Annotated in this window: 23 protein-coding genes; 6 read left to right on the top strand and 17 right to left on the bottom strand. The window is 28.0% G+C overall.

Features of this window, described 5'->3' with window-relative positions:
* Nucleotide 1 precedes the first annotated feature (1 nt).
* Nucleotides 2-991, top strand: coding sequence for a tRNA lysidine(34) synthetase TilS (gene tilS / locus BT997_RS05065; RefSeq protein ID WP_072680371.1), 990 nt, complete (start codon nt 2-4; stop codon nt 989-991).
* Here tilS and BT997_RS05060 read toward each other — a convergent pair.
* From BT997_RS05060 to BT997_RS05010, 11 genes are all read right to left on the bottom strand, one after another.
* Nucleotides 988-1,257 (bottom strand): hypothetical protein, encoded by a 270-nt coding sequence (locus BT997_RS05060; protein WP_072680370.1) that lies wholly within the window; start codon nt 1,255-1,257, stop codon nt 988-990. The genes tilS and BT997_RS05060 overlap by 4 nt on opposite strands.
* Nucleotides 1,233-1,589, bottom strand: coding sequence for a flagellar export chaperone FliS (fliS, locus tag BT997_RS05055; protein WP_072680369.1), 357 nt, complete (start codon nt 1,587-1,589; stop codon nt 1,233-1,235). Before fliS ends, BT997_RS05060 begins: the two co-directional genes overlap by 25 nt.
* A gap of 107 nt (nt 1,590-1,696) precedes the next feature.
* On the bottom strand, nt 1,697-3,568 hold the full coding sequence (gene fliD, locus BT997_RS05050; RefSeq protein ID WP_072680368.1) for a flagellar filament capping protein FliD: 1,872 nt from the start codon (nt 3,566-3,568) through the stop codon (nt 1,697-1,699).
* Nucleotides 3,569-3,581: 13 nt separating this feature from the next.
* Nucleotides 3,582-5,453 (bottom strand): flagellar hook-associated protein FlgK, encoded by a 1,872-nt coding sequence (locus BT997_RS05045; protein WP_083568472.1) that lies wholly within the window; start codon nt 5,451-5,453, stop codon nt 3,582-3,584.
* 57 nt (nt 5,454-5,510) lie between these two features.
* Entirely contained in the window at nt 5,511-6,215 is a 705-nt protein-coding gene (locus BT997_RS05040) for a flagellar basal body L-ring protein FlgH (RefSeq protein ID WP_072680366.1), read from the bottom strand.
* The gene (locus BT997_RS05035; RefSeq protein ID WP_072680365.1) at nt 6,205-6,633 is read right to left on the bottom strand and encodes a hypothetical protein; all 429 of its coding nucleotides are present in this window, start codon (nt 6,631-6,633) and stop codon (nt 6,205-6,207) included. The genes BT997_RS05040 and BT997_RS05035 overlap by 11 nt, the downstream gene beginning before the upstream one ends.
* Nucleotide 6,634: 1 nt before the next feature.
* Nucleotides 6,635-7,177 carry a flagellar basal body-associated protein FliL gene (gene fliL / locus BT997_RS05030; RefSeq protein ID WP_072680364.1) on the bottom strand — a complete coding sequence of 181 codons (543 nt, stop codon included), beginning with the start codon at nt 7,175-7,177 and terminating at the stop codon, nt 6,635-6,637.
* Between the two features lie 2 nt (nt 7,178-7,179).
* Nucleotides 7,180-7,677 carry a hypothetical protein gene (locus BT997_RS05025; RefSeq protein ID WP_258239426.1) on the bottom strand — a complete coding sequence of 166 codons (498 nt, stop codon included), beginning with the start codon at nt 7,675-7,677 and terminating at the stop codon, nt 7,180-7,182.
* Between the two features lie 10 nt (nt 7,678-7,687).
* On the bottom strand, nt 7,688-8,023 hold the full coding sequence (locus tag BT997_RS05020) for a hypothetical protein (RefSeq protein ID WP_258239425.1): 336 nt from the start codon (nt 8,021-8,023) through the stop codon (nt 7,688-7,690).
* 68 nt (nt 8,024-8,091) lie between these two features.
* A complete protein-coding gene (locus tag BT997_RS05015; protein ID WP_072680362.1) occupies nt 8,092-8,355 on the bottom strand; it encodes a flagellar biosynthetic protein FliQ in 264 nt (87 codons plus the stop codon).
* Between the two features lies 1 nt (nt 8,356).
* Complete coding sequence (locus BT997_RS05010) at nt 8,357-9,271, bottom strand: hypothetical protein (RefSeq protein WP_072680361.1); 915 nt, start codon at nt 9,269-9,271, stop codon at nt 8,357-8,359.
* A gap of 92 nt (nt 9,272-9,363) precedes the next feature.
* Here BT997_RS05010 and BT997_RS05005 point away from each other — a divergent pair, with 92 nt between their 5' ends.
* Entirely contained in the window at nt 9,364-10,416 is a 1,053-nt protein-coding gene (locus BT997_RS05005; protein ID WP_072680360.1) for a flagellar basal body P-ring protein FlgI, read from the top strand.
* Nucleotide 10,417: 1 nt separating this feature from the next.
* A complete protein-coding gene (gene fliM, locus BT997_RS05000) occupies nt 10,418-11,515 on the top strand; it encodes a flagellar motor switch protein FliM (RefSeq protein WP_072680359.1) in 1,098 nt (365 codons plus the stop codon).
* A 20-nt stretch (nt 11,516-11,535) separates the two neighbouring features.
* Here the strand turns inward: fliM and pyrC are convergent, their stop codons facing one another.
* The 5 genes from pyrC to amt form a co-directional block, all read right to left on the bottom strand.
* Complete coding sequence (gene pyrC / locus BT997_RS04995; protein WP_072680358.1) at nt 11,536-12,552, bottom strand: dihydroorotase; 1,017 nt, start codon at nt 12,550-12,552, stop codon at nt 11,536-11,538.
* A 1-nt stretch (nt 12,553) separates the two neighbouring features.
* Entirely contained in the window at nt 12,554-12,892 is a 339-nt protein-coding gene (locus BT997_RS04990) for a P-II family nitrogen regulator (RefSeq protein WP_072680357.1), read from the bottom strand.
* Between the two features lie 66 nt (nt 12,893-12,958).
* Nucleotides 12,959-14,146 carry an ammonium transporter gene (locus BT997_RS04985; protein WP_072680356.1) on the bottom strand — a complete coding sequence of 396 codons (1,188 nt, stop codon included), beginning with the start codon at nt 14,144-14,146 and terminating at the stop codon, nt 12,959-12,961.
* Between the two features lie 140 nt (nt 14,147-14,286).
* Nucleotides 14,287-14,625 (bottom strand): P-II family nitrogen regulator, encoded by a 339-nt coding sequence (locus BT997_RS04980; RefSeq protein WP_072680355.1) that lies wholly within the window; start codon nt 14,623-14,625, stop codon nt 14,287-14,289.
* Nucleotides 14,626-14,637: 12 nt separating this feature from the next.
* Complete coding sequence (gene amt, locus BT997_RS04975) at nt 14,638-15,852, bottom strand: ammonium transporter (protein ID WP_072680354.1); 1,215 nt, start codon at nt 15,850-15,852, stop codon at nt 14,638-14,640.
* Nucleotides 15,853-16,130: 278 nt separating this feature from the next.
* Between amt and BT997_RS04970 the strand changes: the two genes are divergently transcribed.
* Genes BT997_RS04970 through BT997_RS04960 form a run of 3 tightly spaced genes read left to right on the top strand, consistent with a single transcriptional unit; the run spans nt 16,131 to nt 20,284 of the window.
* On the top strand, nt 16,131-16,991 hold the full coding sequence (locus BT997_RS04970; protein ID WP_072680353.1) for a hypothetical protein: 861 nt from the start codon (nt 16,131-16,133) through the stop codon (nt 16,989-16,991).
* Nucleotide 16,992: 1 nt separating this feature from the next.
* On the top strand, nt 16,993-17,751 hold the full coding sequence (locus BT997_RS04965; RefSeq protein WP_072680352.1) for a Fis family transcriptional regulator: 759 nt from the start codon (nt 16,993-16,995) through the stop codon (nt 17,749-17,751).
* Nucleotides 17,744-20,284, top strand: a complete 2,541-nt coding sequence (locus BT997_RS04960) for an HD domain-containing protein (protein ID WP_072680351.1) — start codon at nt 17,744-17,746, stop codon at nt 20,282-20,284. Before BT997_RS04965 ends, BT997_RS04960 begins: the two co-directional genes overlap by 8 nt.
* Nucleotides 20,285-20,298: 14 nt before the next feature.
* Here BT997_RS04960 and BT997_RS04955 read toward each other — a convergent pair whose 3' ends face one another.
* The gene (locus BT997_RS04955; protein WP_072680350.1) at nt 20,299-23,781 is read right to left on the bottom strand and encodes an acyl-[ACP]--phospholipid O-acyltransferase; all 3,483 of its coding nucleotides are present in this window, start codon (nt 23,779-23,781) and stop codon (nt 20,299-20,301) included.
* Between the last annotated feature and the right edge of the window lie 3 nt (nt 23,782-23,784).

The following is a 23,784-nucleotide window of genomic DNA, read 5'->3' as shown; positions in this document are numbered from 1 at the left end:
AATGACTCCACAAATTACTAGAATTAATACCAATAAAAATCTTTTAGCATTTTCAGCTGGTGTTGATTCTACTGCACTTTTTTTTATTCTCTTAGAAAATAATATCCCTTTTGATATGGCAATTGTTAACTATAATATTAGAGAACAATCACAAGAAGAAATACAATATGCAGAAAAATTAGCAAAGAAATATAATAAAGAAATCTACATAAAAAATGTTCAACTTGAAAATTTATCAAACTTTGAAAAAAAAGCTAGAGATATTAGATATGATTTTTTTGAAGAAATTATTGAACAGTTTTCATATGAAACACTCATTACTGCTCATCAATTAAATGATAAATTAGAATGGTTTTTTATGCAGTTATCAAAAGGAGCTGGGCTAGCTGAACTTATCTCTTTTGAAGAGTATAAAAATAACGGTTCGTACAATATATTCAAACCTCTAGTAAATACTTCTAAAAATGTTCTTTTAAAATATTTAGATGAAAATAATATAAAATATTTTACAGATCAAAGTAACTTTGAGGGAAAATATAAAAGAAACTATTTTAGAAAAAATTATGCCAATAAGTTTTTAGATGAATTTGAACTTGGAGTTAAAAACAGTTTTGATTATTTACAAAAAGATTTAAACTCTTTAAGTATTAATCAATCGCCAATCTTAGAAAAAAAAGAATTAACTATTTTCAATAGTTTTGAGGATAATAATTTAAACCTTAGAATAATAGATAAAAATCTAAAAAAAAGAGGTATTTTACTCTCTAAACTTCAAAGAGATGAGATTTTAAAACAAAAAGAAATTGTAATTTCTCATAAAATTTGTATAAACCTAACTAAAAAATATATTTTTATTTCACCTTTTATAAATACTACTATGACGAAAAAGTTTAAAGAAAAATGTAGAGTAATTAAATTACCTAAAAATATAAGACCATATATTTTTAATGAAAATTTATTTGAAGATACTTATAAAATAATAAAGAATTAATTACCTAGAAATCTTTGCATTTTTTTGTTATCAACCATGTCTTTTCTAGTTTGTTCTTTATGTTCTTTTAGAAAGCTAATATTTTTGTAAAATAGTTCAAGAAGTCTTTCTAAGTCATTTTTTTCTAAATCAAACTCAGTTATATCTGCAGATGAGAGATATTTATTATACCATCTTACAAGGGCATCTGCTCTCTCATAAGAATCTAGAGAATCAATATAAATTAATTCCTCTAGGGCTTTTAAAGACCTGTCTCGTCTTTCCATGCGTCAATTAAACCTTGAACAACTTTCATAACTTGGTTAATAGAATTTACATTATCATCAATTCCTGATGAAAATAGTATTTCAATTTGGTATAGATATAAACCATCTAAATAATAAGATACATCACCACCATCAAAATCAAGAACATTTCTTAATTCATCGAAGATTGCAACAGATTTATTTATATATGTAAACTTTTCTTCTACATCACCATTTTCCATTGCACTTTTAACAAAAGAAAGATATTTTAATAAACCTTCGTAAAGTTTAAGTATCAATAAATACGGATCATCAGAGACCGCATTTTGTTGTTGGTATGCTTCAATTCCCATACATTTACTCCAAAATTCTTATTAGGAGTAAAGTATATTATATATTTACTTAAAAAAAGTTATTAAAGTAGTTGGCAATATTATTTAACTATATTACCTTTATAATTTTAGCCTGAAGCTACAGACTGATCAATCATTAATTTTAAACCTGAAAATTGTGTTTCAAATTGATTTATTATCGCATTATATGCAGCAAACTGTTGAGCTAATAAAGCATATTTATTATCTAAAGTTTCAATAGCTTTATCTTTTTCTTCTTCTAAAGACTCTTTTCTAGAATCCATATTAGCTTCATATGTACTTAATAATCCTTCAAATCCATCTAAAGAATCTACATAATCTTTTAATTGTGTTCCAAGACCTCTATCTTCTGCAACACCTACGAATAAAGATTTTAGACTTTCAATATCTGTTTCTGTTGCTTCATTAAATTTTGTCGAATCTAAAGATAAAAGACCACTCTTATCAATCTCAAAACCAAAATTAAAAATATTTAAATCATCATCAGTTCCATAAGATCCAAATAATTTATCTTTTATATCAGTCATCATACTTCTTAAAGTAGATTTATCTTCAATTTTACTTTCTGATGAATATAATTCTTCTTCAACTAAAGAAACTAGCTCGTTATAAATTGTTACAAAGTTTTGTAATGCAGGTTCAATAGTAGTAGTATCTTTATTTACAGATATTGAAGAATATTCTCCTACTTCATTCTCTTCTACTGCGGTAATTTTTAATCCACCATCTACAATTAAAATATTTGAAGAAACATTATAATCTATACCATCTACTTCAGCCAATAAATTTTGCGCTGTTACTGTGTGGTTTCCCACATCACCTAAACCTAAATCTACTCCATTTTGAGTAATATTAATAGCATTGTCTAATCCTGTTTCAACACTTTTAATTACAATTCGATTTGTATCAGTACCAACAGTTTCAATACTAGCAGTATAATTACTATTAGCATTTATACTTTCTGCTAGTTCAGCATAAGTTTGTCCTTCTGTTGAATATTTTTCACCTAATGATAAGCCAGAACTTGTAGTTAATGACTCAGTTATAGTTAGAGAAGTTTTTTCATCAGCATGAGTAATTGATAATCTTCCAGCTGTTGTTAATTTTGCATTTAAATCATCATCTGCACTAATCAAGTCAACCAACTCTGAATATGTCATAGTATCAGTAACCGTAAATATTTTATCTGTTCCTCCAGCATTTATAGTTATTGTTCCTGTACCAGAAGCATCAACAACCTCATCTGCTGTAACAGTAATATCACTTTGATAAACAGGTCTTCCTGATTGAGCTAATGTTATAATACCTTCAGAATCTGGCTCGCTTAGAGCAGAAGCTGTAAAAGTAGCATCTGCTGTAATATCAGTTATTAAGTCTGCATAAGATTTTCCATCCGTAGAAAAAACTTTATCTCCACTACCTGTATTATTATTAATAGTTATTTCATTATTTACTGAGTCGTAAGATGCAGTAAATGTTCCATTATCAATTTCAGTTGCAAGTAATGAAAAGTCTTCACCCGAAGTTGTATAAGTTTGTCCATCAAGAACTATACTTGAACGAATTTTTTCACTTGAATCAGAAAAAGTATTTGTTTGGAAAACATCTCTTTGAGCTAATTGCGATATATTAACTTTTGTTGAACCTTCATTAATTGAAGCTGCATCTACAGCATCAAAAATTACAGAAGTACCTGTTACATTTGCAGTTTTATTATCAAATGCAGTTTGTCCACCTGTTACAAAAAGATCAAAAGGTTTAATTGTCTCAAGAAGTTCATTTGCTTTTGCAATAATTTCTTTTATCTTTTCTGATTCACCACCTTCTCCACTTATATCTTCAATATAAGTTTCTAAAGGAGCAACAGTTGAAGCTCGTTCTGCTTCTTTTAATTTTTCAATTAGTTCATTATTTAGAGATGAAGCTCCTGCTCCTAAACCTAATACGCCTTCAGCCATAATAGCCTCCTAATTACCTAATACCTAGGATTGTTTGTAGCATTTCATCTACAACTGTAATAATTTTAGCATTTGCTGTATATGCTGCTTGAAATTTAATTAAATTTACCATTTCTTCGTCATTATCAACTTTTGTTAATTGATCATAACTAAATTGAAGCGATTGTTCGACAGCCTCTTGCGCTTCAAGTAAAAAATCATTATTTTCTTTATCAGATGAAATATTTACTCTTATCTCTTGATAAAACTCAGAAAATGATGTTGCATAAACACTAGATCCATCTTGTGCAAATCCATCAAATTCTACATCTTTTTTCCATTGAATTGTAGCCATATAATCTAAATCACTTTGAAGTAAATCATTTACAGCATCTTGGTCAAACTTAAGAGTTTTTACATCTGTTCCACTAAATAAATTTATTTCTTTTATGTTCGCTGTTCCATCATAGTCATCAGTCGCAACATGTCCATATAAATACTCTTCTTCACCTGTTTTTACATACTTATCATATAAATCACTTAATGACCTAGCAAAATTATCTAACTTATTTTTGTAATCAACAATTTTATTATTAACTGAATCTGTTGTAAGATTTTCTGTTTGCGCTTTTATAATTCCAGAACTAATTTTAACTTCACTATCAAATACTGAAAGATAAACATTATTTTTAGCCTCTGCACTTTGATACTCATCTTTAAATAAAACGTCACGACTATCAACTGTAGTTCCTGTCATTTTTGTAACAGAAATTCTTCCTTGAAAAGAACCTTCTTCTCCCGAGACTCTACTTTCTATTACTAAAAACTTATCTTCAGTAGTACTATCAACTTTATTTCCATTTGCATCAACTGCATAATTACCATTATAGGCATCTACTGTCTGAGAAATATTTGCATCATGATTAATCTTGTATGTTAAAGCTCGAAGATAATTAGTACTATCTACAGTATCTGCACCAGGAGTACTTGGATCAAAATCTACAGGAGTTACTCCATCTGCTTCAAAGATTTGTTGCCCTATAGTAACTGATACTTCAAATTCATTATTAAGTTTATAAGTAATTACATCATCAGCATCTAAAGCAACTTTATCTGTAATATTATCAATTGGATTTCCTAAAGCGTCAGTTGTTGCAAATCTATCAATTTGACTACTATCATCCTCTACAAGTTCTACTTCACGAATATTAGTATTGTATCGAACAGCAATTGCACCACCAATTTTTAATTCATATTCATCATTACTTCTATTTACTTCTATATCTACATATTCAGATAATTCATTTTCTAATTGATCTCTTTTATCAAGTAAATCATTTGAGGCAACTTTATGTTGACCTAACTGTTGATTAATTGAGCCTATTTCATTAATTAAACTATTAACTTTTTCAACATTATCTTCTAAAGATTTTCGTGTTAATTCTTCTTGTTTTTCAATATTTGAATATAGATTCTGTAAAGAATCTACAACAACCTTTCCTTGTGTTTTATAAGTTGTTCTATAAATTTCTGAATTTGGATTAGATCTTAAGTTTTCAACTGCTTGAAAATATCTATCTAAATCAGTTGAAAATCCACTAGAATCAGTCTCTTGAAACATAGCTTCAATATTACCAACCATTGAAGATACTTCATTAAAATAATTTGATTTAGTATTCTCATTCATCATGTTATCATACATGTATTGAGAGGTTATTCTATAGGCTTCATCAGCACGTACACCACGTCCAGTAAACCTAGAATCTGTTAAAGCTAATTCACTTAATTGAACTACTCTTTTTTTGTACCCAGGAGTATTTTCATTTGCTATATTGTTTGAAACATTTTCAACAGCTATTTTTGCTGCATTAAGACCACTTTGTGCTACATTTAATGACTTTAGCATATGCACTCCTTTGGATATAATATGACTAATTATTACATTACAATTCTTAAAATTAGATTAAAAAGGCCAAAACTTCTGTATAATACTTAATCCCCAAGGGACATGCATTACATCTTGTTCCTCTCCATCTTTTCTATACATTATTTTTAAATTAGCAATTTGAGATGATGAAATAGCGTTATCTGACGTAATATCATAAGGTCTAATTACCCCTGTTAACATCAAAGATTGTTTCTGTCCATCAATTAACATCTCTTTGAAACCTTTGATATAATAATTACCATTTTGGTAAGTCTCTTCTATAATTGCAGATACATTCGTAGAAAAAGTTTCACTTAACTTAGTTTTTACCTCTCCATTATTTGCAGTATTTGTAGTTGAACCAAAATTTACACCTAATAATGGATTAAGTTTATTAGCTGCATTTTTTGTTATACCACCAAGAGTATTACCTGTTGTAGGAGTTAATAACCCTCCTCCTAAACTATTAGTTCTATCTGCACTCACTTCTCTTTTGTTATTTGTATTTGAAGATAAAGATTCACTAATTTGTACTTGAATAATATCTCCAACTTGTAAGTCTTTTTTATCTGCAAATAATGAAGGACCTTTTAATGAATATAAAGAGCCTTTTTTCTTTTTTACAACTGGTATTGGTTTTGGAACTTGAAGTTCAGGTTTTTTAAACTCTATATTTTGTTCATTTACGCAAGCTGTAAAAATTATAGGAATAATAATTAATAAAAGAAAACTATTTTTCATTATATTTACTTTCTATTATATATTTTAAATCAATAGCTATTTTAATATCTTTAATACCTTTTTTTATTAAAGCCATACTTCCATATCTAACTTTCAATGCATCTAAGTTTGTATCAGGGTCAACAACAATCAATGCCCTATTTGAAATAATTTTAACATTCAAAATATTTCTTTGATCTATTAAATCTACTGCAGTTTCAATCTCACGGTAAATAATTCTTTCTAATTTTTTACTTTTCTCTAGTTTTGCATTTTTATTTATTGCTTGAATCTTTTCATTTGCATCAGTATCTTGTTTAGATGTAAATTCATTACTCATATAAAAATAATAAAAAACAAACATCACTACTACTGCTAGCAATGATGCTATTCTAATAAAAAGTTTTTTCTTACTATTAGTTTTAACTGCAACTATCATTTTACTTAATTACAAAAGTAGTGAATAAAATCTTTTTAACATTATTTTCTTTTATATCTTCATTACTAGATGTTACTTCATTTATTATACTATTTATATCTTCTAGTAATTCTTCTTTTAATAATGCTTTTCCACCAACAGTTAATAACTCTTCTGAGCTTCTTGAACTAATTTGAGCAATAACAACATCTACAATTTCTGGTTTATACTCTTCAACAATCCCTTCAATTGTAGGTTCTGTGCTTTTTAATGAAAATGATAATTTCATTAATTTTTCTCGACCTTTTGCATTTGTAATATTTAATACTAAATCATTTATTGCTGCTTTATATGTTTGTTTAGAGTCACTTGCTTCTTCTTTTTGCATTTGCTCTTGGTTCCCACCCATTGGTTGATCAGAAAAAATACCTTTTGCGTAAAGGAAATAACCAAGTCCACCAACAACTAACAATAATATAACTATTAATGCGATAAGGACTATCATCATCGCTTTTCCACCACCACTTGATTGTTTTACTTCTTCATTATTTTCTTCTTCAGCCATGATTACCCTTCATTTTGATTATCTATTTTATAGTCTATTAGCATTTGTGTTAACATAGATGCGTTTTTTGGACTTAGAAACTTCATCAACGACGTGACATTATTCTCTTTTAATTTTAAGATTATATCAAAAACATCTTCAACTTTACCCTCATTAATCATTTGATTAAATATACTAGCAGCAATTTTAGGTTTCATTTTATTATAAATTTTGGCAGTTTTACTATCAACTGCTCCTTTTATATCTAATAACATTTGTTCATTACTTTCATGTAAAGATTGAATGTCTTTTTTTTCTTTTTCTATTTTTGTTAAAATAGTTTCTAACTCTTTTTTTCTTTTTTGATACTCTTTTTCTTTTTTATTATAAAAAATATTTAAATCTTTTTTTAGCTCTTTTATTTCTATTTTCTGTTTTATTAAAGCTGCACTACTAACACGTTCTTCTTGTGCTTCCAAAAAGCTAAAAAATAAAAAAAACATTAATATAAATTTTATCAAAAAATCCCCTTTATCCATTTATATATCTACTTTGAATATATTCACTTGATGCTTCTTCATCAACTAATAACAATCTTTTAATCTCTTCTTGCTTTTGTTCTTCTAACATATAAGCAAATTGTTCTGTCTCTTTTTGTAATTCTATAATCTCTTCAATTATAACTTCTAATTGTGTATTTAAACTGTTTTTTTCAACTTCAAGTTTAGATATATGCATTTTCATTGTATTTCTGTGTATTGCCAAAACAGCAAAATCTGATATTGCCCCATGTTTTTCCACACTTGTTGTATTAATTTTCTCTTCTGTAAATAAAATTTCTGTATCTATATGATTTATTCTAGCCATTATTTGGCCTTTTTGCATAAGTTTTTGATCCGTTTGACTTTTTTTTAATTTATGTAGTTTTTCAATCATTACTGTTGACCAAAAATTAAAATCATATCCCATAAATCTTTTGTATAAGTCTCTATATTATCACCAATCCACGGTAATGATATTAAAACAAATACAGAAACAAAGATTACTTTAGGTACAAAAGATAAGGAAGCATCACTTACTTGTGTCACAGCTTGAAACACAGAGATAATAAGACCAATTACCATACTTACCATTAAAGATGGTAAACCTAAGATTAAAATGATTTTTACTGTATTTTCAGCAATTCCAATTAAATCCATACTAATCTTTTACTTTAACTGTTATCTCCAACGTCTTATTATTAAGTAGTTTAGAAATTAATTGAGCTATTTCATCAACATTAGAAGCACCAGAAATATTTATACTCTCATTGTCATTTGAAGTTATTGAAGAAACTTTATTACTAGTTGTAGTTGATACATCACTACCTACACCATCTAAGGCTGCTAAAATTTCATCCTCATTTAAGGTATCAAATTCTGAGAATTCATCTGCCATTTCGTCTCCTTGAATACTTTCTTCAATATTTTTATTTAATTCATCTAAATTTATATCTATTTTTTCTTTATCTATCTCTATCTTATCAAAATCTTCTTCAAAACTCAAATCTTCTAAAGGTGATTTTTCTTCTTTATCATCCACTATCAAATCTATTTCTAAAGAATTATCTTTTTCAAATACATCAATATCTTTTTCTTCAACATGAGCTAAAAGGGAACTTAATTCATCATCCAATTGAATATATTCTTTTTCCTCTTTTTCATCATTATTTTCATAAGCATCTTCAACAATTTCTATAATTGATTCTTGAATCTCATCCGATTCTTTATCATCTATTACAGCTTCTAATCTCTTAATAATATGTTTAGATAATTCATCAATAGAATCTACAGAAATATCACCAATACCATTATCTAATAAATACTCTTGTTCAATTCCATCTTTTGGTTTTAAAAACTTTATTTTTTGATTTAATGCATTCTTTTTTATAATTTTTGAATCATCAATTAAATAAATGTTATTTGGATTAGCTTCAATAGCATTTTTTAATTCACCTAATGTTTTTAAATCAATTATCTCACCATGCTCATCTAATCTAAACTTGATATTTGAGTGATTTAAAACATCATGAATATCTTTTTTAAAACTATCGCTTCCATAAATATATATAATCAAAAGATAACCTTAAAATTATTTTTTACAAAGATTATACCTTTTTTTTATAAAATTTTAGATAAAATATCTGCAATTAAGCATAAGGTGTTCTATTGAGATTTTTATTACTTCTTTTTTTTGTATGTTATTCAATATATGCTCAAACTATAAAAGATATTTCCAATATTGTTGGAATAAGAGATAACCAATTAATAGGATACGGATTAGTTGTAGGATTAGCAGGTACTGGTGATAAATCAGAGTTTACTATGCAAAGCTTACAAAACTTATTAAGAAATTCATATATTAAAATCCCTACATCATCGATAAAGTCAAAAAATATTGCTGCAGTTATGGTAACAGCAGAGCTTCCAGCATTTTCTAGACAAGGTGATAAAATACAAATTAAAATATCAGCAATTGGTGATTCAAAATCTATTGACCATGGTCAACTCTTATTAACACAATTAAAAGCAGTAGATGGAGAAGTTTACGCTTTAGCACAAGGAACTATCGTTGCAGATAGTAAAAATGCTACAACTGGTTTTATTTATGAGGGTGCTACTATTGAAAATGAAGTAGATTATTCACTTAAAAATGAAGATTCAGTAAAGCTTAGCTTATTTAAAAATGATGCAAAGCAAGCTTATTTAATAGAGAAAAAAATAAATGAACACTTTGGAGTAAAGCTTGCAACAGCAATGGATACAAGAACTGTAGAAATCAGAAAACCTAATAACATCTCTATTGTAAAATTTATTTCAGATATACAAGATATAGAACTTGACTCTAGTTTTAAGAAGAAAATAATAATTGATATAAATCGAGAGGCTATAGTTGCAGGAGCTGATATCCCAATTGAGCCAATAACAGTTGCAAGAGATAATTTTACTATAAGAATTAAAAAATCTACTCTTAGTGATTTTGAATGGGATGATAAAAGAATCAATAAAGGCAAAGATATTGGTGACAATGTTAAACTTGAAAATAAACCAGTTGCAGTAAATATTGATAATACTTTAATGAACAGCAAAGAGACGCCAACAGTTTCTGATTTAGTGAGAGCTATGAAAGTTATGAAGTTACCAATGACAGATATTATTGATACTATTAAAATGATAAAAGACATGGGTGCTTTAGATGTTGAATTGGAAATAAGAGGATAATATGGCAGAATTTTTAAGTCAAGATGAAATCGATGCTTTATTAGATATAGCAGAAGCAGGAGAAGAAATTGAAACTTCTGCAGAAGAGCAGATAATATCAAAAGAAAAAAACTACTCTATATATGACTTTAAAAAACCTAATAGAATTTCAAACGAACAATTTAAAGCATTTTCTACATTGCATGACAAAATGTTAAGGGATTTAATTACTGACCTTTCAGCAATGCTTAGAAAGATTGTTGATATTAAATTATACTCTATTGAACAAATGACATATGGAGAATTTATTCTTTCTATTCCACAACTTACATCATTAAATACCTTATCAATTAAACCTTTAGAAGGAAGAATTGTAATAGAATGTAACCCTGGAATTTCACATAAAATTATTGCTGAACTTTTAGGAAGTGGAGCCGTTGCTGCAAGTGATAATTTAGATAGAGAATTAACTGAAATTGAAGTTGAAATATTTGACCATTTTTATAAAATGTTTGTTAAACATTTATTTAAAGCTTGGGATGAAGTAACAACTTTAAACTTCAAAATAGAATCAAGAGATACAAATGCAAATGCAATTCAAATTATTTCTGATCATGAAATTGTACTACTTGTAGTTCTTGAAATTACTATCGACGAAGAATCTGGGTTTTTATCAATTTGTTATCCTATTTCATACATAGAGACACTTTTAAATAAAATTGTTGAAAAAATGTTTAATGAAGGAAAAAACAAAAAAGCAAGTAGAAAAAGAGACATTTCAGCTCTTATTTCTGGTGCAAAAATGAATATTGAAGCAATTATGGCGGAAACTGAACTATCAGTTGCAGACCTTCTTAAACTAAATAAAGATGATATCATTGTATTTAATAAAAATGCTACCTCATCTTCTTCAAAAATATACGTTAACAATACTGAAAAATTTGTTGGAGTATCTGGAATATCTAATAATAGAAAAGCTATTCAAGTTAAATCTAATATTGACCATGAAAAACAAGAAACACTTGAAACATTAAGAGTTATGAGAGAAGAAAGAATTGTTAAAGCTAAAGAGTCTAACGAAAATATCAAAAGACTACTTCAAGAAAGAGATAACTACTAAGTCATCTCTTCTTTCGTTTTTTAGTCTTCAATACTCCATGAAATTGTTTCTCCCGCATACATAGGAACTACATTTTCATTTTTATATTTATATATTGAAGGAACTACAAAATCTTTTTTTACTAATTTAATAGTCTTTGGTTTAGGATGAATATTATAAACTCTTTGTGCATTTAATGATACAAATGCATTTAAATTATCTAAACAATTATGTTCTTCAAAAAGTTGAGTTAACACTTGTAGTGCAATAGGTGATGTAAATACACCAGCTGCACAACCACAAGATTCTTTTTTATGTTTAGGATGAGGAGCAGAATCACTTCCAAACATTAATTTAGGATGAGCTTTTAATGCTGCTTTTAATAAGGCTTTTCTATCTCTAGGTCTTTTTGCAATAGGTTTACAAAATAGATGTGGATTTAGCATACCACCTGCAACATCATCTAAAGTAATTAATAAATGATGTAAAGTTACAGTTGCATGAAGATTATCATACTTATCTAATAACTCAATAGCCTCTTTTGTTGTAATATGCTCCATTATGATTTTTAAATCAGGGAAAGCCTTAGCAATTGATTCGTAAATTGGCATAAACTCTGCTTCTCTATCCATAACAAAACCATTTGTTTCACCATGGATACAAAGAGGGATACCTAATTTACTCATAGACTCTAAAGTAGGTCTTAAAACTTCCACATCCATAGATGCAACACCTGTTTCAGAATTTGTTGTAATTCCTGCTGGATAAAGTTTTATAGCAATAATCTCATCTTTTATATCTTCTAAAAATTCATATGAATAATCATTTTTAAAGAATAAAGTTACGTAAGCATCAAATTCATCTTCTTTACATGCTTCTTTTATTCTTTCTTTATATCCTAATAGTGCCTCTTTTGTAGTAATAGGAGGAACTAAATTTGGCATAATTAAAGCACCAGAAAAAGTATTTGACGTTAGTGGACCTACAAGCTTTAGCATGTCATCATCACGTAAATGAAGATGCATGTCTAAAGCTGAGTTAATGATGAAGTTTTGCATACTAAATTGCGTCCTCGTCTTCTTCCCCTGTTCTAATTCTTACTGTTTTTTCAATTGAAGAAACAAATATTTTACCATCTCCAATTTTTCCAGTTTTTGCTGAGTTGATAATCAATTCAATTGTTGAATCAACATCTTCTTCTGCAACAATTAATTCTAATTTAATTTTTGGTAAAAAATCTACAACATATTCAGCACCTCTATATAACTCTGAGTGACCTTGTTGTCTTCCGTACCCTTTTACATCAGATACTGTCATACCAGTAATTCCTGCTTCTGTTAAGGCATCTTTTACATCTTCTAATTTAAACGGTTTAATTACAGCTTCAATCTTTTTCAAATTTCATCCTTTTTTTAAGTATTTTATTCTATCTAATTTTTTTTATTATTTAGTTTATACGCTATATTAAAAAGCTCTTTTGAACTCTGGGTATGCTTCTAAACCACACTCTTCTACATCTAAACCTTGCATCTCTTCATCTTTGTCAGCTCTTAAAGGTGCTACTTTATTGATAATAAATAAAACTACATATGAAGTAACAAAAGCAAACATTCCAACAACAACTACACCTTTTAATTGTCCCATAAATGTTATATCTTCACCATTTGCAGCAAATATTCCAACTGCTAATGTTCCCCAAATACCATTTAATAGGTGTACAGATAAAGCCCCTACAGGATCATCAAGTTTTAATTTATCAAAGAAAGATACACCAAATACAACTAATGCACCACCAATCGCACCAATTAAAATTGGAGTATAAATATCATATAAATCTGGTCCTGCAGTAATTGCAACTAATCCACCTAAGGCACCATTTAGTACCATAGTTATATCCAGTTTTTTATATCTGAAATACATAAATGCACCCACACAAATAGCTCCAGCAAGTCCAGCTGTATTTGTATTCATAATAGTTAAAGCAACAGCATCTGCTGACTCTTTAGATGCAATTGATCCTACTGAACCACCATTAAATCCAAACCAACCAATCCATAAAAGAAAAGCACCAAGTGTAACTAAAGGAATATTTGAAGCAGGAATTACTCTAACTCCACCATCTTTTGTATATCTTCCACGTCTCGCACCAATAATTAAAATAGCTGCTAATAAAGCCCAACCACCTGTTGAGTGAATAACTGTTGAACCTGCTAAATCATACATTGAAATATCAAACATTGTTCCATCAAGCATATCAGCTCCCCAAGACCAGTTAACAACTGTTGGATAAAGAATTCCACCCATAATAACTGTAAAGAATGCTAAAGGTAAAACTTTTGCTCTTTCTGATACACCACCAGACATGATATTAATTACTTTACCAACAAATGCCATTTGGAATAAAAATGCTGCCCATCCAGACATTGTATCACTTCCAAAATCACCAAATGCAATTGAGTATCCCATTAATAAAAATGAAATTGATGCAACTGCATAAATCATTGTATTAACCATTAATACTGCAGAAACATTTTTAGTTCTAACAAGTCCTGCTTCTAACATAGCAAAACCTGGTACCATAAAAATAATTAACGTCATTGCAAATATTGCAAAAAACGTATCTATTACATAACTAACTGATTGTAAATCCATATTTAAACCCTCGCCTTTTTTAATTAACGAGCATTATATATTCTTTTGAGAGTTTAAGATAGTATTCATCTGTATATAAAATATACAGAATGATAAATTTTATATTGAAGGAGAAAAATTCTCCTTCAATGGAAGTACGGCTATACCGCTTCTGAACCTCTTTGTTCAGTTCTAATTCTAACAACTTCATCAATTGATGTAACAAATATTTTACCATCACCAATTTTTCCAGTTTTTGCAGCTTCTACAATTACACCTATCGTAGAATCAACATCTTCGTCATTAACTATAACTTCTACTTTTATTTTTGCTAAAAAGTCAACTACATACTCAGCCCCTCTGTATAATTCAGAGTGACCTTGTTGTCTTCCGTAACCTTTTACATCTGATACTGTCATACCAGCAATACCATTTTCAACTAATGCTTCTTTTACATCTTCAAGTTTAAACGGTTTAATTATCGCTTCAATTTTTTTCATTTTTAAATCCTATTATGCTTTTTTGAATTCTGGGTAACATTCAAGACCAGTTTCATGAATATCAAGACCAGTAATTTCTGTTTCTTCATCAACTCTTAATCCAATAATTAAATCAAGAACTTTCCAAATGATAAATGAAGTAATAAATACAAATGCACCAATTACAACTATACCTTTAAGTTGTGCTAAGATTGTAACTTCTGGATTGAAGATACCAACAGCAATCGTTCCCCAGATACCTGCAACTAAGTGAACAGATAAAGCACCAACAGGATCATCAATTTTTAACTTATCCCATAAAGGAACTGCAAATACAACTAATGCACCACCAACTAAACCTTCAATAAATGAAACAACCATTCCTAAATCAGGACCTGCTGTTACAGATACTAGACCAGCTAAAGCACCATTTAGAACCATCGTTAAATCCACTTTCTTATATAAAAGTTGAGTTAATAAAGCTGCCATAATTGCACCTGCACAAGCTGCCATATTTGTATCAGCAACAACTAAAGCAATTCCATCAATATCAGCTTTAGAACCTAATGCTAATTGAGAACCACCATTAAATCCAAACCAACCCATCCATAAAATGAATGTACCAAGTGTTGCAAGAGTTAAGTTAGAACCAGGGATTGGTCTTACTTTACCATCTTTAGTATATTTACCTTTTCTAGCTCCTAGAATTAATACACCAGCTAATGCAGCCCATCCACCAACAGAGTGAACAATTGTCGAACCAGCAAAATCAGAGAAACCTGCAATTAAACCACCAAGTTCAGTTCCACCCCAAGTCCAATGACCTTGAATTGGATAAATAACACCACTTAATAAAACAACAAATATTAAAAATGGCCATAATTTCATTCTCTCTGCAATTGTTCCAGAGATTACAGATGCTGCAGTTGCAACAAACATAACCTGGAAGAAGAAATCAGCAGCAGCAGGATAAGCTGCATCAGCTGCACTTTCCATACTAATAGTTGAAAATGAACCCATAAAAGATGAACCATCACCATACATTAAGTTATAACCTACAAAGTAATACATAATACAAGAGATTGCAAATAGTGCAATATTTTTTGTTAATACAGTAGCATTATTTTTTGATCTTGTAAGACCAGCTTCTAACATGGCAAACCCTGCTGCCATCCACATTACTAATACACCAGAAAATACAAATAAGAATCCATCTAATATGTATTTTAAGTCATTAAAATTTTCCATATTTTTCCTTTTAAAAATAATTATGGTGAAATTTTATCAGAAATAAGAAACTAAATGCTCTATTTATTTGTATATTTTTTATACATATTTTTTATTATTTTTATTTTTAAAAGATCTTTACTTTCGATTATATAGTACTTTAAAGCTATTTGCTTAAATGTTCTAATTTTTACCTATTTTTATATTTATTTTACAAATTTTTATTTTTTAACTATTTGTATATTTTTTATACATACATTTTATATACAGTGTGATATAATAAAATTTTAGGAGATAAGATGAAAGAATTTTTGGAAATTTATGACCAAAATCGTGATAAAATTGAATTTTTTATACAAGAAAGTTTAAAGAATATTGGAAGTATTAGTATTTATGAAAAAAATAAATTTGCTGAAGTATTTGATATTTTCCCTTCACTTGAGCTTGTATATTTAGTGAATAAAACTACAAAAAATCAAATATCCCCTAATATTTATAAAAATAAAATAGATGATAAAGCTAAAAATAAAGATAGAAGTCATCTAATCTCTAAACTGGAGTTTAAAGATACTAATATAGCCTTTTCAACTCCATATATTAGTAGTGCTACTAGAAGTAACTGTATAACTGTTACAATAAAAGAAAATGATTCAATCATATTTTTAGATTTTAGAATTGATGTTTTACTTGAAAGACTAAATCTTATAGAATTGCATAAACCCTTCCATAAAGCTACCAAGCTTTTTTATATGTTAGCTGGATTTTCTATGATTGCTTTATCAACTTTTATTATTCTTTACTCTTTATATGACTTTATAATTTTTGTTCTATTTAAAGACGGCATAGAATTAGAAATAATATTTAAACCAATTATCGCGTTAACCCTAGGTATAGCCATATTTGATTTAGCAAAAACTATTTTAGAACAAGAAGTATTTTTTAAATCATATTCTAAAAATTCAAGAGTTGAAACAAAAATGATTACAAAATTTTTAATTACAATTATAATTGCTCTATCTATTGAAGCACTTATTGTTGTATTTAAAATTGCCATAAACGATTACGACAAAATGATAAATGCTTTATATTTAATTACAGGTATTTCTTTAATACTTATTGCACTAGCAGTATTTATCAAACTAACTAAAAACAAGGTATAAAATGAAAGATTACATAGCTATTTCAAAAAACTCTAAAGAGATTTTAAACTCTGCACATCTTTTACAAAGTGTTGAAGTTAATGCATTAATATCTGGAGAAGCAGGAGTTGGTAAAAAATCATTATCACAATATATTGTTCCAAATGCACCCGTATTTAAAGCAAAAAGTTTACAACAAGATATTATAGATAATGTAATAGATTTAAAAGACTGTTCAATTATTATTGATAAAATAGAAAATATTACAAATATTGATTTACTTATAAATTGGATAAATGAAAACTCAATTAGAGTAATTGCAACAACATTAAAAGAAGAGCTAAATTCAAAAATAGGTGAACAATTCTCTATTACAATAGAACTTCCTCCACTAAAAGATAGGGAAGAAGATGTAAAAGCATTAACTGCTAAATTCTCAAAAGAAGCTAGTACAACTTTAGATTTAGAGCAAATTATACCTTCTAAATTAATGATTAATATATCTAATAATGCACATAGTTTAAGAAAATCGATATACTTTTCATATCTTTTCGAAACAATTGGAGAAGATGAAATATTAATGTTTATGGAAAATTATATGTTCTCAAATATGCAAGGAGAAGATTCTTATAAAGATTTTTTATATCTTCTTGAAGTACCTATTTTAAAAGCTGCATCAAAAAAATATAAATCACAAGTACAAATGGCTAAACATTTAGGATTAAATAGAATAACACTTAGAAAAAAACTTGACTTGCATAAGGACTTCTTAAATGACTGAAGTAAATCTAAAGGTTGAAGAACTTATTTCAAATAATGCAAAAGATTTTGAAATATCAAAAGTATTTAGAAACTCTTTTAAAGATTACGTAAAATCAATTGATGAAACGCTTGATACGACAATAGGAAAAGATTTTTTTGTAAAACATACCAAACATACTGATAAGTTTCTAATATCTCTATATAAATATATTTTACGTAAACATTTTGGAGATTATCAACCTATGAGTACTTCAATTCCCATTACACTTATTGCACTAGGGTCTTATGGAAGAGAACAATTATGTATCTATTCAGATGTTGATTTAATGATTTTATTTGAAGATATTAAAGGCTATAACTTAAAAGAAATTATGGAAGAGTTCATTACTCTTGCATGGGATTGTGGCTTAAAACTTGGTTCAAGAGTACATGAACTTAAAGAAATTGAAGAAGAAGTAAAAGAAGATATCACAATTAAGTCATCAATTTTAGAATCTAGAATGATTTATGGGTCAAAACATTTATGGTATGGATATCAAAATGTTCTTCATAAAATTAGAAAAACAAATCAAAAAGAATTCATTTATGAAAAACTAGAAGAACACAAACAAAGACTTTTAAAAAACCCACTTAAAATGGAACCAAATATAAAAGATGGCTATGGAGGGATGAGAGAATCAAATATGATTTTTTGGATGGCAACTGTTATTTATGGGGTCTCTGATATTAAACATCTTATGGGAAAAGAGTTTACAGAAGAAGAATATAAAAAATATAGAGGTTCCTTAGAATATATTTTTCAAGTAAGAAATGCTCTACATAATACTGCAAAGAAAAAACTTGATATTCTTAATTTTGATATTCTTCCTGAAGTTAGTTCAAAACTTGGATTTAAACATAAACCAAGACATACCAAAGAGAGACAATGTATGGCTAAATTATTAGAGTCATTGCACAATGTGCATTTTTTCTCTTCTTCTATGGTGAAAAAATTTACAAGATCTACAATTTTCCAAAAAGAGAATATATCTTTACTTAGACAACATAGAATTAAGAAAAATTTATATATCTGTGAAGATAAAGTATTTACATCTTTTAATAGAAAACCTTTACCTTTAAATAGCCTATTAAAGGAACTTATAGAACTTCCTAAAGAGGCAAAATATTTTGATAGGTCATATGTTTACTTTGCAAATAGAGCTAAATTACCAAACAAACAAACTAAAGAACTAAAAAAATCAATAAAATCACTTTTATACAAAAAGAGTTTACATCCAGTTATGAAACTTTTATATAATGCAGGACTATTTCAAGCAGTACTTCCTATTACTAAAAAAATTTTAAATCAGCCTCAATTTGATGGCTATCATCAACATCCAGTTGATATACATTCAATAAAAACATTAAAAAAAGTTAATGATATAAAAGATGAAAGTGTAAAAGCTGTTTATGATAATTTAGAAGAAAAAGATAAAGCACTAGTAAGACTTGTATCTCTTTTCCACGATGTAGGAAAAGGAAGAATAGTAGATCATCATATTTCAGGAGAAAAACTATTCAAAAATATGGCTGTATCTTTCGGATTTGATGAAAATCACATTCAAAGAGGTTCTTTACTTGTAAGAAATCACAATAAAATGAGTATTGTTGCTAGTAACGAAGATATCTATTCTGAAAAAGTTATATTGAAATTTACGGCATTAGTAAAAGATGAACTAAATTTAAAAATGCTTTACGTTGTAACATATGCAGATATTTCTGCTGTAGGAGAAACCGTTTACAAAAGTTCAACCGCACAATTACTTAAAACTCTTTTCAATCAATCTCGTCCAGCATTTGAGCACAAAGAACTTTTAAATGAAAACTCACGAAGACTTGCAAAACAAGAAGCAATAAAAAAATTAAAAAGATATAAAGAAATACCTAATTTATTGAAGAAAAAAATTATGTATATTTCTTCAAATCAAATGTTCTTACAATTAAAAGCAGAAGATATTTTAGACATTGCAATTCATGCAAAAAATGTAAATAATTACATTTATAAAATTGTAAATGAAACGCATTTAACAATTAGAATTATTAGAAAAGCCCCTCTAAATCTTGGTTTTTTACTTGGAAAATTAGAGTTTTTAAACATTGCCTCTATGAATATCTTTAAACTATATGACGATAAAAAGGCATTTTATATCTCTTTTTCTGAAAAAGTTCATGAAGAAGATATTCCATATATAGAAGAAGTGATTCATAACTCTTTTGATATGACTAAAACAACAAAAGTTAAAACTCCAATTATCAAAAAAGAAAATATTGAGATTAACTGTAACCATACTGCATATCTAGCTTCTATGCATATTACAGCAAAAGATCAAAAAGGTTTATTTGCACATATAGCAAAAGTATTTGATGATTTTGGCGTTGAAGTTGAGAGTGCAAAACTTACTGTAAAAAAAGGAATTGCAAAAGATTTAATTCTAATTGAGAAAAATGGAAACTTTTGTATAAATCAAGAAGAAGTAACAAATTTACTATGTGTACAAGAAGAAGCAGAATAACTCTGCTTTCTCTTCTATAAACTTTGAGCTAAAGCTTTAGCTCCTTTAAAATCCTTTTTACCAGTTCCAAGTTTGGGAACCTCATCAACTATTTTAATTAAACTTGGAATCATCAATTTATTATCAAAAGTTTTTACCATCTCATTTTTTAGATTTTCAATAAACTCTTCATTTGCTCCAGAAATAAGTAAAATTACTTTTTCACCTTTTTTTTCATCAGGTAATGATGTAGCTACAAAATCGACTTCACTCTCTTCATCATTTAAAATAAGTTTCGTAATCTTCTCTTCAATTGCACCAAGACTCACCATTTCTCCACCAAGTTTTGCAAATCTTGAATATCTATCTACAATAGTAATAAAACCATCACTATCAACTCTTCCTTTATCTCCTGTTATATAAAAAGTATGTCCATCAATCTCTTTTAAAACAGATTTAGTCTTTTCGTCATCTTTTAAGTAACCTTTCATAACTTGAATTCCCGAAACAACTATCATTCCTTCTTGTCCTGATTCAAGTTCATCAAAAGTTTCAGGGTCTACAATCTTTACAATAGTTCCAGGAAGAGGCATACCAATTGTACCTTGCTTGCTTCCAACTTGAACTGTAAAATCAGGAGCTAGCATATTTGGTAAATTACAAGAAGCAACAGGAGTAGTCTCAGTAACTCCATACCCTTCTAAAATATCTTTTCCAAACTTCTTTTTAAATTCTGCTCTTACATCTTCTCTTAATTTTTCAGCCCCTGCAACTGTAAATCTAAGTGATTCAAACATCAAAGGGTGAACCTTAGAATTTTTTGTATACAGTCTAAAAAATGTAGATGTCCCACACATAATAGTCGCTTTATATTTTGAAACAAGTTTCCCAAGTCCAACTCCATCAGTTGGGTCTGGATGAGCAACACATTTAATTCCTTCAATTAAAGGTAAAAAAGTAGTAACAGTAATACCAAAAGCATGAAAAATAGGAAGAGAACCAACTATAATATCATTTTCATTAGCATTTAAAACACCTGCTATTTGTTGAGTGTTTCCTAAGATATTATCACTTGTAAGTTCCACACCTTTAGGAGTCCCTTCACTTCCAGAAGAAAATAAAATAAGCACTGTATCATCTTTTTTTATTTTCTTTATATGAATAGTTTTTAATAAAAAACTAGGAATAAATTTAACACTTAATAAAGTTAATAACCCTGATACTTTTGATATAAGTGGTTTTAAGTCTTCCACATATATCACATCAACTTTTTGTAAAAGTTCATCTATATTTATTCCTTTTCCTTCAAGTTTATCAATAAATTTTTTAGAAGCTACAATCGTTTTTATTTCAGCCTTTTCTACTGCCATTTTTAAAGAGTTTATCTCAGCTGTATAATTTAAATTTACAGCTGTTTTTCCCATCATAAGTACTGAATAATTTATAAAAGCTCCTGCTGCGGTTGAAGGAAGTAACAATCCTACATTTTGACCCTTAACCCTTGATTTCAATAAATTTTTAAATAAAATAGATACTGTTAAAAACTTATTTCCTGATAGTTCTAAACCTGTTGAATCTGCAAATATAAAATTTGTACCAACCTCTTTTAGTCTATCAAAAATTGTATTACTCAATGTATCTAAATTTTTAATATGTTCATTCCAAGACTCGGTTGATAATCTTACTACTTCATTTTTCACAACAAATGTATTTGCTTTTTGTTTATTAATCGGTTTTGAAAAAGATACAGTAACACTGTTTGTTCTATACGATTGTTTAAATTTTTTATTAGCCCTGCTAAACATAGATTCCCATAAGCCTCTGATATAAAAAGATACAACTTTAACATCATTGTTAGTAAGTTCTAAAATCTTCTCAAAACCTTTTTTAAACTCACCCATATGACCATTTCTTGTAATACTTCCTTCTGGAAATAATACAACCATATTACCTTCATCCAACTCTTTAGCAATAGTTTGAAGTGTTGACTTACTTGAAGCATTTGATATGGGAATTGCTTTAAATATTTTTAAAATCCAAGTTAAAAACCATTTATCATATATTGGTTTATGCATTACAAATTTAACTTCTCTGGGACTACTCATTAAAATTACTGCCCAATCAATCCAAGATACGTGATTCCCAAGTAATAACACTCCGCCAGAAGTTGGGATATTTTTTACTCCTTGAACTTCTAAATTATATTTCATTCCAACAACAAACTTTAAAAATAATAAAATCAAAGATTGAGGAAGTTTATAAATCGTATATAAAGTTCCTCCAAGAGTTATTAACAAAATTAAATAAATTGTATTTTGTGGGTCTAAGTTTAAAAGAGAAACAACAGTTGTAAGCATTAGCATAGCAAACATTGCTAAAGAATGAAACCAATTATTTCCTGCTAAAACTGTACCTAGTATCTTTTTCTTTGCATTAAATTGAATAAGTGAATTCAAGGGAACTACAAATAAACCACCAAAAATACCAAAGACTAAAAATGTAGCTCCAAGTAAAAATGCACTCTGTACTACTGTCGAGATATAAATCATAACTGCCATACCAATAGCTGCTAAAGGAATAGTTCCTATTTCTATATAGTGTTTTGATATTCTTGAATAAATAATTGAACCAATAGCAATACCAATACCTGAAGCTGCAATCACACCATTTATAACAAAGACATCATTTATTCCTAAATACTGTTTTGCAAAAGATGGAAAAACTGCCATAAGACCTTGAGATATTGCCCAAAAAACTGATAAGCCAATTACAGATAAAAAGATGATATTATTTGAATAAATTGTTTTAATATTTTTACCTAAAAGTTTTCCTTTCATTAATTCTTTTTTATCTAATTCAAGCTTATCGTTTGAGTTATATGAAGTTTTTAATTTCTTTAAAACAAAAATAGAAACTAACATTTCTAAAAATGCCACAGGAACAATATAATATGTCAAAGGTAATATTGCATCAAGTAAAGCCTCTTTTGTAGTTAAAACACTTAAATTATTTGCATCATAAAAATTTTCAAAAATTAAAGATCCACTTGCAATTGCAAATAAAATTGCAATAATAGATACGGATTGAAGTGCTGAATTTCCCTTTGCTAAATTCTTTTTCCCCCAAACATCTAAAATAATTCCAAATTTTGCAGGAGAATATATAGCACTTTGAACAGCAAGTAATATTAAGTTAAACATTGTTAAATAGAAGTTTCCAGAAAGATATGAAAATATCATAAGAACAGATAAAATAAATGATGACACAGCACCATAAACTAAAATATCTTTTTTATTATATTTATCTGATAAATATCCACTTACAGTAAATAACAGTAAAAAAGGAATAATTATCATTGCATTGATAATAGATATCCATACTACTTGTTCACTTCCATCAAAAATTTTAAATGCAATATTTTGTAAAAGTACTTTATGAGATACATCTACAACTGCATTACAAAACACTACAAATAAAAATGCTAATTTTATTACTAATAAATTTGATAACTTTTCCATCTT

It is taken from the genome of Arcobacter sp. LA11 (assembly GCF_001895145.1).
In the GTDB taxonomy this organism is placed as follows: domain Bacteria; phylum Campylobacterota; class Campylobacteria; order Campylobacterales; family Arcobacteraceae; genus Halarcobacter.
Note: the sequence above shows the minus strand (reverse complement) of the source record. Positions and strands in the feature narration are given on the sequence as shown.